10 protein-coding genes are annotated in these 15,479 nt (G+C 71.9%); 4 read left to right on the forward strand and 6 right to left on the reverse strand.

Annotated elements, in window-relative coordinates; all coding sequences use genetic code 11:
• Positions 1-200 precede the first annotated feature (200 nt).
• The gene (locus ACFQ6X_RS00410; protein WP_383173624.1) at positions 201-1,955 is read left to right on the forward strand and encodes an NAD+ synthase; all 1,755 of its coding nucleotides are present in this window, start codon (positions 201-203) and stop codon (positions 1,953-1,955) included.
• A gap of 64 nt (positions 1,956-2,019) precedes the next feature.
• On the opposite strand, the gene ACFQ6X_RS00415 is transcribed toward ACFQ6X_RS00410, so the two are convergent.
• The 5 genes from ACFQ6X_RS00415 to ACFQ6X_RS00435 all read right to left on the reverse strand — a co-directional run bounded on the left by ACFQ6X_RS00415 (position 2,020) and on the right by ACFQ6X_RS00435 (position 9,045).
• The gene (locus ACFQ6X_RS00415; RefSeq protein ID WP_383173627.1) at positions 2,020-3,228 is read right to left on the reverse strand and encodes an MFS transporter; all 1,209 of its coding nucleotides are present in this window, start codon (positions 3,226-3,228) and stop codon (positions 2,020-2,022) included.
• A 364-nt stretch (positions 3,229-3,592) separates the two neighbouring features.
• The gene (locus tag ACFQ6X_RS00420) at positions 3,593-4,804 is read right to left on the reverse strand and encodes a Cmx/CmrA family chloramphenicol efflux MFS transporter (protein ID WP_383173630.1); all 1,212 of its coding nucleotides are present in this window, start codon (positions 4,802-4,804) and stop codon (positions 3,593-3,595) included.
• Between the two features lie 305 nt (positions 4,805-5,109).
• Positions 5,110-6,135, reverse strand: a complete 1,026-nt coding sequence (locus ACFQ6X_RS00425; protein WP_383173632.1) for an endonuclease/exonuclease/phosphatase family protein — start codon at positions 6,133-6,135, stop codon at positions 5,110-5,112.
• A 167-nt stretch (positions 6,136-6,302) separates the two neighbouring features.
• Positions 6,303-7,034, reverse strand: a complete 732-nt coding sequence (locus ACFQ6X_RS00430) for a TetR/AcrR family transcriptional regulator (protein WP_383173635.1) — start codon at positions 7,032-7,034, stop codon at positions 6,303-6,305.
• Between the two features lie 385 nt (positions 7,035-7,419).
• Complete coding sequence (locus ACFQ6X_RS00435; RefSeq protein ID WP_383173638.1) at positions 7,420-9,045, reverse strand: MFS transporter; 1,626 nt, start codon at positions 9,043-9,045, stop codon at positions 7,420-7,422.
• Positions 9,046-9,207: 162 nt separating this feature from the next.
• Between ACFQ6X_RS00435 and panB the strand changes: the two genes are divergently transcribed.
• The 3 genes from panB (at position 9,208) to ACFQ6X_RS00450 (ending at position 12,101) form a co-directional block, all read left to right on the forward strand.
• Positions 9,208-10,095 (forward strand): 3-methyl-2-oxobutanoate hydroxymethyltransferase, encoded by an 888-nt coding sequence (panB, locus tag ACFQ6X_RS00440; protein ID WP_383173641.1) that lies wholly within the window; start codon positions 9,208-9,210, stop codon positions 10,093-10,095.
• Positions 10,096-10,227: 132 nt separating this feature from the next.
• Positions 10,228-11,247 carry an ATP-binding cassette domain-containing protein gene (locus tag ACFQ6X_RS00445; protein WP_383173644.1) on the forward strand — a complete coding sequence of 340 codons (1,020 nt, stop codon included), beginning with the start codon at positions 10,228-10,230 and terminating at the stop codon, positions 11,245-11,247.
• Entirely contained in the window at positions 11,244-12,101 is an 858-nt protein-coding gene (locus ACFQ6X_RS00450; protein WP_383173647.1) for an ABC transporter permease, read from the forward strand. Before ACFQ6X_RS00445 ends, ACFQ6X_RS00450 begins: the two co-directional genes overlap by 4 nt.
• Positions 12,102-12,105: 4 nt before the next feature.
• On the opposite strand, the gene ACFQ6X_RS00455 is transcribed toward ACFQ6X_RS00450, so the two are convergent.
• A complete protein-coding gene (locus ACFQ6X_RS00455) occupies positions 12,106-15,405 on the reverse strand; it encodes a BTAD domain-containing putative transcriptional regulator (protein ID WP_383173650.1) in 3,300 nt (1,099 codons plus the stop codon).
• Positions 15,406-15,479 lie beyond the last annotated feature (74 nt).

Genomic DNA, 15,479 nt, shown 5'->3' on the forward strand with positions numbered 1-15,479 from the left:
CCCCTGTCCCCCGTCGCACGCTGTCCCCCGCTCTCCGTCCGCCCGTTCCCGGGGTGCCGCGGGGCTGAGCGTCCCGGCCCGGCGGCCCTCCTCCGAGGGCCGTCGGGCCTTCGGGCGTCCGGGCCGTCGGGTTGCGGAGCCTCGCGGTTCGTGGCCGCCCTCAAGGACATCGCGTCAGAGAGACGATTACACTGGGCGGCGTGCCTCAACTACGTCTCGCACTGAATCAGATCGACGCGACCGTCGGTGATCTTGCCGGCAACAGCGAGTCGATCGCCCACTGGACCCGGCACGCCGCCGAGCAGGGCGCCCACCTCGTGGCGTTCCCCGAGATGGTGCTGACCGGATACCCCGTCGAGGACCTGGCCCTGCGGTCGTCCTTCGTCGAGGCCTCGCGGGCGGCGCTGCGCGCGCTCGCCGCCCGTCTCGACTCGGAGGGCTTCGGCGAGCTGCCGGTCGTCGTCGGATACCTCGACCGGTCCGAGCACGCCGCACCGCGCTACGGGCAGCCCGCAGGGTCCCCGCGCAACGCCGCGGCCGTGCTGCACCGCGGCCGGGTCGCGCTGAACTTCGCCAAGCACCACCTGCCCAACTACGGCGTGTTCGACGAGTTCCGGTACTTCGTGCCGGGCGATTCGATGCCCGTCGTGCGCGTCCACGGCATCGATGTGGCGCTCGCGATCTGCGAGGACCTCTGGCAGGACGGCGGCCGTGTGCCGGCCGCCCGCGCCGCCGGGGCGGGACTGCTGCTGTCGGTCAACGCCTCGCCGTACGAGCGCGACAAGGACGACACCCGGCTCGAACTGGTCCGCAAGCGCGCCCAGGAGGCCGGCTGCACGACCGCGTACCTGGCGATGATCGGCGGCCAGGACGAGCTGGTCTTCGACGGTGACTCGATCGTCGTCGACAGGAACGGCGAAGTGATCGCCCGCGCCCCGCAGTTCGCCGAGGGCAGCGTGATCCTCGATCTGGAGCTGCCGGCCGCCGCGGCCGAGGCGCCGTCCGGGGTCGTGAACGACGGACTGCGCATCGACCACGTGGTGATCTCGCAGGAGCCCCTTCCCGCGTACGAGACGGAGCTGGCCGGCGGTTACGCCGAGCGGCTCGACGACGACGAGGAGCTGTACTCCGCTCTGGTCGTGGGGCTGCGCGCGTACGCCGCGAAGAACGGTTTCAGCAGTGTGCTGATCGGCCTCTCCGGCGGCATCGACTCGGCGCTGGTCGCGGCCATCGCCTGCGATGCGCTGGGGGCCCAGAACGTCTACGGCATCTCGATGCCGTCGAAGTACTCCTCGGACCACTCCAAGGGCGACGCGGCCGAGCTGGCCCGGCGTACCGGGCTGAACTTCCGCACCGTGCCGATCGAGCCGATGTTCGACGCGTACATGGGGTCGCTGGGGCTCACGGGTCTTGCCGAGGAGAACCTCCAGTCGCGGCTGCGCGGCACGATGCTGATGGCTGTCTCCAACCAGGAGGGCCAGATCGTGCTCGCGCCGGGCAACAAGTCCGAGCTGGCGGTCGGTTACTCCACGCTGTACGGGGACTCCGTCGGCGCGTACGGGCCCATCAAGGACGTGTACAAGACGTCGGTGTTCCGCCTCGCGAAGTGGCGCAACCGGGCCGCCGAGGAGCGCGGGCAGATCCCGCCGATCCCCGAGGCCTCCATCACCAAGCCGCCGAGCGCCGAGCTGCGCCCGGACCAGGTGGACACGGACTCGCTGCCGGACTACGACGTCCTGGACCGGATCCTGGAGATGTACGTCGACCGGGACCAGGGCATGGAAGCGATCGTGGCGGCCGGTTTCGACGCGGAGCTGGTGGCCAAGACGCTGCGGATGGTGGACACCGCGGAGTACAAGCGGCGGCAGTACCCGCCGGGCACGAAGATCTCGCCGAAGGGCTTCGGCAAGGACCGCCGCCTGCCGATCACGAACCGCTGGCGCGAGTCGAGCTGACACGCACATGGGGGCGTACACCGGGCCGGATCCGGTGCACGCCCCCACGGGCCGGGGTGCGCGGTCAGCGCACCCCGGCTTCCTGCTTGGTGTGGGCCGCGGTCCCGCCGGCCACCACACGGGAGACCGCCGGAGTACGGTCCAGCAGACCCGCCGTGGCCGCCACCGCGAGACCCGCGACCGCCAGAACCGCACCGACCAGGGCCGGTGACGTCCAGCCCCAGCCCGCCGCGATGGCCACGCCGCCGAGCCATGCGCCGCCCGCGTTGGCCAGGTTGAAGGCGGAGTGGTTGGACGCGGACGCGAGCGTGGGGGCGTCCTTGGCCTTGTTCATCACCAGCATCTGCAGCGGCGTGGTCGTCATGAAGCCGATACCGCCGAGCAGCACCACCATCACCAGCGCCGCCCACTGGACGTGCACGGTGAACGGGAAGACCACGAGCACGACGGCCAGGGCGGCCAGCGATCCGTAGAGCGTGGGCCGCAGTGCCCGGTCGGTCAGCGGTCCGGCCGCCAGGGCGCCCAGGGTCATCCCGATGCCGAAGAGGGCCAGGACGAGCGTCACCGAGGACTCGCCGAAGCCCATCGCCTCGGTCGTCATGGCCGAGAGGTACGAGTAGACCGCGAAGACACCCGCGAATCCGAGGACCGCGGTGAGCAGGCCGAGCAGCACCTGCCGGTTGCCCATGGCCTTCATCTCGCGCCCCAGGCCCTGGTGGGAGTCGACGGGCATCTGGGGCACGAGCCGGGCGAGCGCGGCCATGGCACCCAGCCCGATCACCGAGACGACGACGAACGTGGCGCGCCAGCCGAGGTGCTGGCCGAGCAGGGTGGCCGCCGGTACGCCGACGATGTTGGCGACGGTCAGCCCGAGGAACATGGTCGCGACGGCGCGGGCCTGCCGGCCGTCCGGGACGAGCCGCGCGGCGACGACGGCGCCGACCCCGAAGAACGCCCCGTGCGGCAGTCCGGCCAGCAGTCGTCCGGCCAGCAGCCAGCCGAAGTCGGGGGCGAACGCCGAGGCGAGGTTGCCGATGGTGAAGAGGGCCATCAGCAGCAGGAGCATCCGCTTGCGCGGAACCCGTGAGCCGATGGCGGTGAGCAGCGGGGCGCCCAGGACGACGCCGATCGCGTACGCCGAGACGAGGTAGCCGGCGGTGGGCACGGACGTTCCCAGATCGTCCGCGACGTTGGGCAGCAGGCCCATCATCACGAACTCGGTGGTGCCGATGCCGAAGGCGCTCACAGCGAGGGCGAGCAGGGCCAGGGGCATGGAGGGGACCTTTCGGAACGGTGGAGGGAGCGTCGGCTTCATTGCCGGTCCTGATTAAGTATTCAGCCGGAACAAAGTGTCGCAGACCTTTTATGCCCGGAGGTGAACGCGCCGTTGCGGCGGGGTGCGGCGCGGACCCTCCGCCGCCGCTCGGTGACGTCGGCATGGCTGGTCAGGATACGTGCGGCGACCTGCCGGCCCTAAGAGCTGTCCCGCAATCCCTGGCGGGCGCACGACGACAGCTACGGCACCTCGCCGCGTTGTCGGAACGCCCGAATACATCCAGTATGCGAGCGTCCCTCCGCCTTGCGATGCACCGCATCTGACGCCGCGCGCTGATCCACCAGGGATTGCGGGACAGCCCTTAGGCCCCCTCGTCCGCCCGGTGAAGAAGATCACGGCTGGAGTCGTGCCGCGCCCGGGGCAGGAAGAGGGACCGCTCGCGCGACAGCGCCCCGGCTCCCGCAAGCGCCAGGCACATCAGCAGGGCGCTCACCCAGACCGGTGCGCGGAAGCCGAACCCCGCCCCGAGGGCCAGGCCGCCCAGCCAAGGGCCCAGTGCGGCGCCCACGTTGAAGGCGGCCGTGGCGAACGAGCCCGCCAGGGTCGGGGCGTCGGGAGCCTGGTGGAAGACCCGGGTGATCAGCGCCGTCCCCGTACCGAAGGCGAGCGCGCCCTGGAGGAGGACCAGGGCGAGCACTGCCACCGGGTTCCCGGCGGTCAGTGCGAGGGCCGCCCAGCCGGCGGCCAGCGCGACCATGCCGACGGCCACGACGGCGCCGGGCCTGGCGTCGGCGATCCGGCCCGCCAGGGTGACGCCGGCGAACGAACCCACGCCGAACAGGGCGAGGACGGCGGGGACCCAGCCCGCGCCGAGGCCGGTGACCCGGGTGACGAGCGGCTCCAGGTAGGAGAACGTACAGAAGGTCGCCCCCTGTACGAGCGCCATCACCAGCAGGGTGAGCAGCAGACGGGGGCGGGCCAGGGCCCGCAGTTCGCTGCGGGCGCTCACCTGCGCCACGTCGTGCGAGCGCCCGCCGGGAAGCGTCCGCAGCAGTGCGAGGACCGCCGGTACGGAGACGAGGGCCACGGCCCAGAACGCCGAGCGCCAGCCCCACAGTTCGCCGAGCAGCGCCCCGGCCGGCACACCCACCACACAGGCGACGGTCACCCCGCCGACGACCACGGCGGTGGCCCTCGCCCGCAGGTGCGGTTCGACCATGGCCAGCGCGGTGACCAGCGCCACCGCCCAGAAGCCGGCGTTGGCCAGCGCCCCGGCCACCCGTGTCGCCAGCAGCACCCCGTAACCGGGGGTCAGCGCACCCACCCCGTGGGAGACGATGAACACGCCGAGGAAGAGCAGCAACGCCCGGCGCCGGGGCCAGGTTCGGCCTGCCAGGGCGGTGAGCGGTGCGCCGACCACCATCCCGATCGCGAAGGCCGAGGTCAGCAGCCCGGCGGCGGCCAGTGAGACGCCGAGGTCGGTGGCGATGCCCGAGAGCAGGCCGGACAGCATGAACTCCGAAGTGCCCTGGGCGAAGACCGCCAGCCCGAGCACGTAGACAGCAAACGGCATGAGAAGAAGACCCCTTGTACGGAACCGTCGGAGGAACGAGCGGTGTTCGTCGGGGTGCGGGCCGCGCCCGTCCGTGCGCGCCGGGGCGCGGGGAACGGCAACGCGGTGGAATGCCCGGTGTTCTCACGGACATGGGAGTCGGCCCACACCGCCGCGGATCCGGCGGTGGTCGACGACGCGACAGGGGAAGGCTCACCGACCGCTGAGGTCAGAGGCCTTCGGCGCTGCGGGTCGGCCACCGGCGGACCGGTGGCCGGAGTCTGTCGGACTCGGGGCTGGGCATGGGAAGAGGGTACCGCCGGGGCTCAGAGTTCGACGCGGGCCGCGATCGGGAGGTGGTCGCTGTCCGTGGCCGGGAGGGTCCAGGACGACAGGGGTTCGACGCCCCTCACCATGATCTGGTCGATGCGGGCCATCGGGAACGACGCCGGCCAGCTGAAGCCGAAGCCGTCGCCCGCCGCGCCCTGGGTGGAACGCATCTGGGCGGTGACCGCGTTCAGGGAGCGGTCGTTCATGGTGCCGTTGAGGTCGCCGAGCAGGGCCACCCGCTCGAGCCGCTCGTCGGCGATCGCCTCGCCCAGGGCGTCGGCGCTCTTGTCCCGCTGGTTGGCGGTGAAGCCCGCGTGCAGCTTGACCCGTACGGAGGGGAGGTGGGCCACGTACACCGCGATCGGGCCGTCCGGTGTGGTGACCGTGGCACGCATCGCGCGGGTCCAGCCCAGCTTGATGTCGACGGGGCGGGCGTTTGTCAGCGGGTACTTGCTCCACAGACCGACGGTGCCCTGTACCGAATGGTGCGGGTAGCGGGCGGCGAGCGCCTCCTCGTACGCGGCCACCTTGCCGCCGGGCAGCTCCTGCAGGGCCACGACGTCCGCACCGGAGCCCGCGACCTGCTGGGCGGTGCCCGCGGGGTCGGGGTTGCCGGCGTTCACGTTGTGTGTGGCGACGGTGAGGTCTCCGCCGGTTCCCGACTTGTCGGCGAACAGGAGGCCGCCGAAGAGGTTGAGCCAGACCACGGCCGGCAGGAGCACGGCGATCAGCGCGGTCGCCGAACGCCGGACGAGGCCGAGGACCAGGAGCAGCGGCACGAGGAGGCCGAACCAGGGCAGGAACGTCTCGATGAGGCTGCCCGTGTTGCCGATGGTGTTGGGGATCTCCGCGTGGAAGATCATCATCAGGGTCAGGAGGACCGCGCAGAGCGCGAGGAGGATGCCGCGCCGCCAGATTCCCCGGTCCGTCGCCAGTCTGTGGCGCAGGGCCCGGAGGCGGGGCCCGGGTCCCTGCGGGCCCGCGCCGGCGTTCTCGGTGTCCGCCCTGTACGCCTGCACCATTGCGCTGTCCTCACTGCCTTGCCGTACACATCGCCGCGCCTCACGACCCTAGGCGATGGGCGACGCTATTCCTGCCGTCGACGACGGCCGTACTGCCATCAGGACGACGGATGTGGCGTCGTGGGTTCCGGCCGGAAGGGTGATTGTGGTGGCTTGTGACAGAACGCTCACACAGGAGCGGCCGTCGCCTTCCCGGCCGTGACCTGCGGTTTCGGTGCGAGGCCCTGGAGCAGGATCCCGATGATGCGGTCGGCGAGGTCCTCGGGCAGGGGGGCGTCGGGGCGGTGGACGGTGCGTACGAGCATGGGGCCGAGGAACAGGTCGTCCATCAGCTCCGCGTCGAGGTCGTCGCGGAGCTCGCCCGCGTCCACGGCCCGTTGCACGGCGGCCAGCATGGCGACGCGGCGTGGCGCGATCACCGTGCACTGGTACTCGGTCCACAGCTTGGGGTGGCTCTTCATCTGAGCGAACACGTTGTGCAGGAGTACGGAGGAGCGCTGGGCGAGGCCGCGTGTACGCATGGATTCCAGCAGGAGGCGGAGGTCGGCGAGGCCCTCGGTTCCGGAGACGGTGGGGTCGGCGGGTTCGATGTCGCGCAGGACGTCGACGAAGAGCTCCTCCTTGCCGCTCCAGCGACGGTAGATGGTGGCCTTGCCGACGCCCGCGGTGCGGGCGATGCGCTCGATGGACAGGCCGGCGAGGGGCTCACCGGCCTCCAGCAGCTCCACGACGGCGTCGAGGATCGCCCGCTCGGCGGCGGCGCTGCGGGGGCGGCCGCGGCGGGGTTCGGGGTCCTGGCCGTGGGGGTCCTCGGCCCGGACCCGGCCGCGGGGGTCTTCAGCCTGGTCCTGTGCGTGGTCCTGTGCCGCCTGCACGTGGGTCACCTCTCGCCGCGCCATACGCCGCTCGTTGTTCGCCGTTCATCCTGATTCTCGCCGACGGGCGGGGGGTGGGGCGACCGCCGGGTCGGGGTGGGGAGGGGGCCGGGTGCCGGGTTCGTCCGGCGTGACGCTTTGTCCTCAATCGCCGGACGGGCTCGAGTGTGCCGGACCGGCCCGGTGCGGCCCGGGCGATCCGGGCGAGGAACGGGCCTCGCACGGGCAGCTCCGGGCACCGCCTTGTCCTCAACCGCCGGACGGGCTCGAGAGGCTCGCACCAGCCCGAGGGAGCCGGACCGGCCCGGTGCGGCCCGGGCGATCCGGGCGAGGAACGGGCCTCGCACGGGCCGCTCCGGACACCGTCCTGTCCTCAACCGCCGGACCGGCTCGAGAGGGCGTCCTGGCGTCAGGCGCCGGACTGGCCGGACGCGACCTTGTCGTCCTCCGTCACCGGGGCGGCCCGGTTCTCGTCCTGACCCGGAGCCTGCTGCCTGCCCGGCAGGAACAGGCCCACCACCACGGCGCCGATCAGGGCCACCGCCGCCGAGCCGAGGGCCGTGACGTGCATCGCCGAGATGAACGCGTCGTTCGCCGCCGCGACGAGCGGCTTGCCCGCCGGGCCCAGCTTCGCCGCGACGCCGAGGGTCGCCTCGATCGACTCGCCCGCCACGTCCCGCGCCGCGGCCGGGACGTCCGCGAGGTGGCCCTCGATGTCACCGCGGTAGACCGTGGACAGCACCGAGCCGAGCACCGCGATGCCGAGCGCGCCGCCGACCTGGCGGAACGTGTTGTTGATGGCGGAGCCGGAGCCGGCCCGCTCGCGGGGCAGGGCCTGCATCACGGCGACGGTGACCGGCGGCATGATGTGCGCCATACCCGTGCCCTGCACGAAGAAGACCACGCACATCACCCAGACAGGGGTGTCCGCGTCGAAGAGCGCGAAGGCCGCGAGGCCGCCCGCGACCAGCAGCATGCCGACGGTGCAGACCGCACGGGCGCCGAACCGGTCGACGACCAGCCGGGCGCGGGGCGCGAAGATCATCTGCGCGGCGGCGAGCGGCAGGATGAGCAGTCCGGACTGCAGGGCGCTGTAGCCGCGGACGCTCTGCAGGTAGAAGGCGGAGAAGAAGGTGACGCCCATCAGCGCGAAGAAGACCAGCGCGATGGCGGCGACAGCGGCGGAGAAGGCCGGCTTCCTGAAGTACGAGATGTCGATGGAGGGGTGGCTGCTGCGCTTCTCGTGCCACACGAAGACCGCCAGCACCACGAGCCCGCCGAGCAGCGGCGCGAGCACCGTGAGGTCGGTGAAGTCGGCGAGCTCGCCGCCGCGGATGATGCCGTACACCAGCAGGACCAGGCCGACGATGGACAAAAGGACGCCCAGCGGGTCGACCCGGCCGGGGTTCGGGTCCCGGGAGTCCGGTACGAGGATGACCATGGCGATCAGCGCGATGACCACCACGGGGACGTTGACCAGGAAGATCGAGCCCCACCAGAAGTGCTCCAGGAGCAGCCCGCCGGTGATCGGGCCGATGGCGATGCCCAGGCCGACGCTGCCGGCCCAGATGCCGATGGCCTTGGGCTGCTCGTCGCGCTCGAAGACGTTCATCAGGACGGCGAGCGTGGCGGGCATCACGAACGCCGCGCCGAAGCCCATCAGGGAACGCCAGGTGATGAGTTCGCCGGGTGTGGTGGAGAGCGCGGCCAGGCCGGAGCCGATACCGAAGACCAGGATGCCGGCCAGCAGTACCTTCTTGCGGCCGATGCGGTCGCCGAGCAGGCCCGCCGTGAAGAGCAGTCCGGCGAAGACGAGCGTGTAGGAGTTGATCGCCCACTCGAGCTCGCTCTGGGTGGCGCCGATGCCGGTCGGTGCGGGGCTGGCGATCGTCTTGACCGCGACGTTCAGGATCGAGTTGTCCAGCACCACGATGAGCAGGCTGAACATGAGAACGGTGAGGATCGCCCAGCGGCGGCGGTGGACCGCTTCCGGGACGCGGGACTCGGCGGCAGGGGCGCCGGACGGTATGGACATGGCGACGACCCTAACCCAGTTTCGATACGAGACCGTCTCGTATTGGAAAGTCTTTACCCGGTCGCCGGGGCCCACTTCCCGGGAGCGGCTCCGGGATGCCACCATGGAAGGGATCCGGGGACGCCGTCAGGGCGCCACGAGATGACGAAGGAGCCGTTGGCCATGTCGCTTCAGGCTGCGCAGAATCAGAACACCGCACCCCCAGCAGGTCCCTCCCCCTCCGCCGGCAAGGCGTTGTACGGGGGAAAGAGCACCCGCCGCATCACCGTCCACGACATCGCCGCAGCCAGTGAGCGCGGCGAGAAGTGGCCCATGCTCACCGCCTACGACGCGATGACCGCGTCCGTCTTCGACGAGGCCGGCATCCCGGTCATGCTCGTCGGCGACTCCATGGGCAACTGCCACCTCGGCTACGAGACGACCGTTCCCGTGACGATGGACGAGATGACCATGCTCTCCGCCGCCGTCGTACGGGGCACCAAGCGCGCCCTCATCGTCGCCGACCTGCCCTTCGGGGCGTACCAGGAGGGACCCGTCCAGGCCCTCCGCAACGCCACCCGGCTGATCAAGGACGCCGGCGTCGGCGCGGTCAAGCTGGAGGGCGGCGAGCGCTCGCACGAGCAGATCAGGCTGCTGGTCGAGGCCGGAATCCCGGTCATGGGCCACATCGGCCTGACCCCGCAGTCCGTCAACGCCATGGGCTACCGGGTGCAGGGCCGCGGCGAGGAGGCCGCGCAGCAGCTGCTGCGCGACGCGAAGGCGGTGCAGGACGCGGGCGCGTTCGCCGTGGTCCTGGAGCTCGTACCGGCCGAACTGGCCGCCGAGGTGACCCGCACCCTGCACATCCCGACCGTCGGCATCGGTGCCGGGCCGGACACGGACGCCCAGGTGCTCGTCTACACCGACATGGTCGGGCTGACCGGCGGCAAGGTGCCCCGTTTCACCAAGCAGTACGCGAACATGCGCCAGGTGCTCGGAGACGCCGCGAAGGAGTTCGCCGACGAGGTCGTCGGCGGAACGTTCCCGCAGCCGGAGCACACCTTCCACTGACGCCCCGCTGACCACTGCCGCACCACCGACAGCCCGCCGACTCCCCCATCGGCGGGCTGTCGCCCTGCCGTAGGTGGGCGGTAGGTCCGCTGTCAGCGGCTTGTCGGTGACTTGTCGGTGGCGGCTGATGTCATGGTGGACATGACGCGAAACGACAAGAACCCCAGGAACGGCACGAACGCCGTCGAGGTGCGGGGGCTGGTCAAGCACTACGGCTCGACCAAGGCGCTGGACGGCGTGGACCTCGATGTGCGCGAAGGCACCGTTCTCGGTGTGCTCGGGCCCAACGGCGCCGGCAAGACCACCCTCGTACGCTGCCTCTCCACCCTGATCCTGCCCGACGCCGGGCACGCGGTCGTGGCCGGCTACGACGTGGTGAAGCAGCCCCGGCAGCTGCGCCGCACCATCGGCCTGACCGGCCAGTACGCCTCGGTGGACGAGAAGCTGTCCGGCTGGGAGAACCTCTACATGATCGGGCGGCTGCTCGACCTGCCGCGCAAGAAGGCCAGGTCCCGCGCCGACGAGCTGCTCGAGCGCTTCTCGCTCACCGACGCGGCGAAGAAGGCCGCGATGGACTACTCCGGCGGGATGCGCCGCCGGCTGGACCTGGCCGCATCCATGATCGGCAGCCCGGCCGTGCTCTACCTGGACGAGCCGACGACGGGACTCGACCCCCGTACCCGCAACGAGGTCTGGGACGAGGTGCAGCGGATGGTCGCGGAGGGGGCGACCGTGCTGCTCACCACCCAGTACATGGAAGAGGCCGAGCAGCTCGCCAACGAGCTCACGGTCATCGACAAGGGCAAGATCATCGCCCGGGGCGGTGTCGACGAGCTGAAGGCGAAGGTCGGCGGCCGCACCCTGCAGATCCGGCCCTCCGACCCGGACCGGCTCGCCGAAATGGCGCAGGCGATCAGGGAGGCCGGACTCGACGGGGTCTCCGGCGCCCAGGCCGTCCCCGACGAGGGCCTGCTGTACGTGCCCATCCTCAGCGACGAGCAGCTGACCGCCGTCATCGGCCTGCTCGGCACCCGGGGCTTCTCCCTCGCCCATGTGGCCACCGCGCTGCCCAGCCTGGACGAGGTCTTCCTCGCCATCACGGGCGACAAGGCCACCGTCACCGACACGATCCCCCAGGAGGTCGCGGCATGAGCACGACGACTCTGACGCCCACCCCCACCGACGCGGCCGCGGCCGCACCGCTCACGAAGCTCCACGGCGAGGGCCGGATCGGGCTGCGGAACAACCTGCGCCACATCGGGGCGCTCGTGCGGCGCAATCTGCTCCAGATCAAGAAGGATCCGGAGTCGATGTTCGACGCGCTCCTGATGCCGGTGATCTTCACGCTGCTGTTCGTGTACGTCTTCGGCGGCTCGGTCGGCGGCAGCATGGGCGGCGGCCGGCAGGAGTACCTCAACTACCTGATCCCCGGCCTGATGGCGATGATGGGCATGAACATCGCCATGGCGGTCGGCTCCGGTGTCAACGACGACTTCCGCAAGGGGGTCATGGACCGGTTCCGCACGATGCCGATCGCCCGCTCCTCGGTGCTCATCGCGAAGATCGTGGTCGAGCTCGGCCGGATGATGGTCGCCACGCTGATCCTGCTGGGCATGGGCTTCGCGCTCGGCATGGAGCTCCAGGAGTCGGTGCTCGGGCTGATCGGCGCGATCGCCCTGTCGGCCGCGTTCGGCGCCGCCATCATGTGGATCTTCATCCTGCTCGGACTGACCATGAAGACGGCTCAGGCCGTCCAGGGGATGGGGATGCTCGTGCTGATGCCGCTCCAGTTCGGTTCGTCCATCTTCGCGCCGACCCAGACGATGCCCGGCTGGCTCCAGACGTTCACCGACTACAACCCGCTGTCCAACCTGGCCGACGCCGCCCGCGCCCTGATGATGGGCGGCCCGCTCGCCCACTCGGTCTGGGTGACGCTCGGCTGGACCGTCGTCATCACCGCGGTGATGGCCCCGCTCGCGGTGTCCAAGTTCCGCAAGAAGTCCTGACGCGTCAGTCCCGGTACGCGTCGACGAGGGCAGTGGCCTCCTTCTCGGAGAGGCCGCTGCCCTCGTCGTACGCGGCCCGGTAGGCGGCGTCCCCGAGAACGCCGCGGGCCAGCTCCTCGGCAGCGGCGTAGTTGTCCCGCTCCAGCGACGTCGACACGTGCCCCTCCGGCAGGAGCACCTGTGCGGCGGCCAGCAGCCGCGCCGCGAGAGCTGCCCGGCGCTCCCCGCCGAGCCCGCCCAACGCCCGTGCCACGGTGACCAGGTAGAGCACGTGCATCTGCGGCGCCACCATCTGCGACAACCGGTCGTCGGACAGTGCCAGCGCCTCCCGGCTCCGGGCCAGGGCGTCCGCGTACAGCCCCTCCTGGTTGTCCAGCCAGGCCAGGCCGCCCATGACGAACGCTTCGAAGACCCCTACGGCTGCGTACTTGAAATCCTCCTGCAGCACGCCCATCTGCTCACGAGCCTCGACGGTACGGCCGGACATGCCCAGCGACATGGCCAGGAAGAACCGGGCGAACGCCGTCGACTCGTGCGCCGCGTGCCGCCCCTCGACGAGCACCTCCCGGAGGATCGCCTCGCTCTCCGCACCGCGGCCGAGTTCGACCAGGGCGGAGGCGTACCGGGTGCGGAGCACCAGTACCTGGGCCCGGGCGCCGAGCCTCTCCGCGTACCCGATCGCGGCCCGGTAGTCGTCGGCCGCCCGGGTGTAGTCGCCCCTCTTCTCGTTGGCCTCGCCGCGCGAGGAGAGCGCCTCCGCCGCACCCCAGTCGTCGCCGAGGCGGCGGAAGATCTCCAGGCTCTCGTCGGCGTCAGTCTGGGCCGCGCCGGCCCAGTCGGGCCGGTTGGCCAGCACGTTGGCACGCATCTGGAGCGCGGCGGCCAGCTCCCAGTCGAATCCGAGCTCCCGTGAGGCGCGGACCGTCTCGTCCAGCACCCCACGCAGGTCCGAGATGTCGCCGGTGAGCACGACGGCGAAGAACCAGAGCGAACCCGGGCTGCGGCAGGTCTGCGGCTGGCCGGGCCGGTAGGCGGCGGCGATGGCCCGCAGACGCGCCATGCCCGACTCGTTCGCCCAGACGTCCATCGCGTGGTCCACGCTGGCCATATGGACCAGTGCCACCTGGCGCCGCGCCTCCTGGAGCATGTCGGGACTCATCGGCGGCGGCGCGTCGGTACAGCGTTCGGTGAGCGAGGGCGCGACACCGGCGTTCGCGGCGAACGGGTCGGGGCCGAGCGCGGAGACGGCTTCGGCCCACTGCAGCGCGTCGCTGCGCAGATCGCGCATCTGCCAGTACCAGGCGAGCGAGAGCACCATGCAGAGCGACTCCTGCTCGTCGCCGGCGGCGACGGCGTGCCGCAGGGCCGTGCGCAGGTTCTCGTACTCCCGCTGGAGCAGTTCGAGGGCGGCGAGCTGTCCGGCGCCCCGGAGTTCGGGGTCGGTGGTACGGGCCAACTCCCGGTAGAACGTGAGGTGCCGCCGTTCGACGACGTCCCGGTCCCCCGCCTCGTCGAGCCGTTCGGCGGCGTACTCGCCGACGGTCTCCAGGAGGCGGTAGCGCATCCGGCCGTCCGCGGCGGGGGCGGCGACGACGAGGGACTTGTCGACGAGCGAGCCGAGCGCCCCGGCGACGTCGTACGCGTCCTGCGGCCGGTCCGCGCAGACCGCCTCGGCGGCGGCGAGGGTGCAGCCGCCGGAGAAGACCGACAGCCGGCGCAGGGCGGTGCGTTCGTCCTCGTCCAGGAGGTCCCAGGACCAGTCGACGACCGCCCGCAGGGTCTGCTGGCGCGGCAGCACGGTGCGGCTGCCGCTGGTCAGCAGACGGAAGCGGTCGTCGAGGCGGTCGGCGATCTGGCGCGGGGTGAGCATGCGCAGCCGTGCGGCGGCGAGTTCGATCGCGAGCGGAAGGCCGTCGAGGCGGTGGCAGATCTCCGCGCAGGCCGCCGCCGTCCGCTCGTCCGCGTCGACCCGGAAGCCGGACAGGGCAGCGGCCCCGCGCTCGGCGAGCAGGCGCAACGCCATCGGGTCGGGCAGCGGGTCGACCGGCCGGACGAACTCACCCGGGACACCGAGGGGTTCACGGCTCGTCGCGAGGACGGTGAGCCCGGGGCAGCGGGCCAGCAGGTGGTCGGCGAGGGCCGCGGCTGCCTCGATGAGGTGCTCGCAGTTGTCCAGGAGCAGCAGCATGCGGCGCCCGGAGCAGTGTTCGGTGAGCCGGGCGAGAGGTTCGCCCGCGCCCCGTTCGGCGGCCCGGAGCTCCTCGGCGCCCGCCCCGCGCAGCACGGTCTCGCGGCCGCCGAGCGCCGTGAGGACGGCCTCCGGAACCGCGTCGGGATCGTCGACCGGCGCGAGCTCGGCCAGCCAGACGCCGTCCGGCCAGGCGGCAGGATCGACGGATTCGGCCGCCTCCTGGGACAACCTGGTCTTGCCCGCGCCTCCGGGGCCCAGCAGGGTGACCAGGCGCGCCCGGGAGAGGTCCTCACGCAGGGCGGCGATGTCGGTCTCGCGGCCGACGAAGCTGGTGAGCCTGGCCCGCAGGTTTCCCTGCGGGGCGGGAGAGGGCGCCGCTTCCTGCCGGGGCCGGTCCTGGTGCAGCAGTTCCTCGTACAGCCCGCGCAGCTCGGGTCCCGGCGAGGAGCCCAGGCGCTCGGCGAGCGCGGTCCGCGCGTCCCCGTACGCCGCGAGTGCCTGGGCGGTTCGCCCGGCGGCCTGCAGCGCCCTGATGCGCAGCGCCTGCAGGGGTTCGTCGATGGGGTGGTCGGCACAGAGTGCGGCGAGTTCGGGCAGGGCCTCGTCGGGGCGGCCCAGGGCGAGGACGGCGGCGATCCTGGTGCGGCGGGCCTCGAAGCGCCGGGCCTCCCAGCGGACGGCGGTCGCCGCACGGTCGGGCAGGTCGGCGAGTGCGGGCCCGCGCCACAGGGCGAGCGCGTCGTCGAGGACCGTGGCGGCCTTCGCCGGGTCGCCGTCCTCCAGGGCCCGCGAGCCCTCGCCCACGAGCCGCTCGAAGCGGTGCAGGTCCACGGCGTCGGGGTCGGCGGCGAGCCGGTAGCCGTTGTCCGCGGAGCCGATGGCGTCCCGGCCGAGCGCACGCCTGAGACGGCCCACGAGTGCCTGGAGGGCTCCCACGGCGTCGGCGGGCGGATCGCCGTCCCACACCTCGTCGACGAGAACCGTCGCCGGGACCGTGCGCCCGGGGCGCAGGGCGAGCACCGTGAGCAGGGCGCGCAGCCGCGCCCCGCCGAGGGCCACTGCCGTGCCGTCGTCGCGGAGAGCCTGGGTCGTACCGAGAATGCCGTAGTGCACGCGCCCATTGTCCGTGACGGCTCCGCACTTCGTGGAACTACCACCCGACCGCGAGACGTTCTCGCCCTGTCACC

This window comes from Streptomyces sp. NPDC056452, assembly GCF_042796085.1.
Lineage (GTDB): Bacteria > Actinomycetota > Actinomycetes > Streptomycetales > Streptomycetaceae > Streptomyces.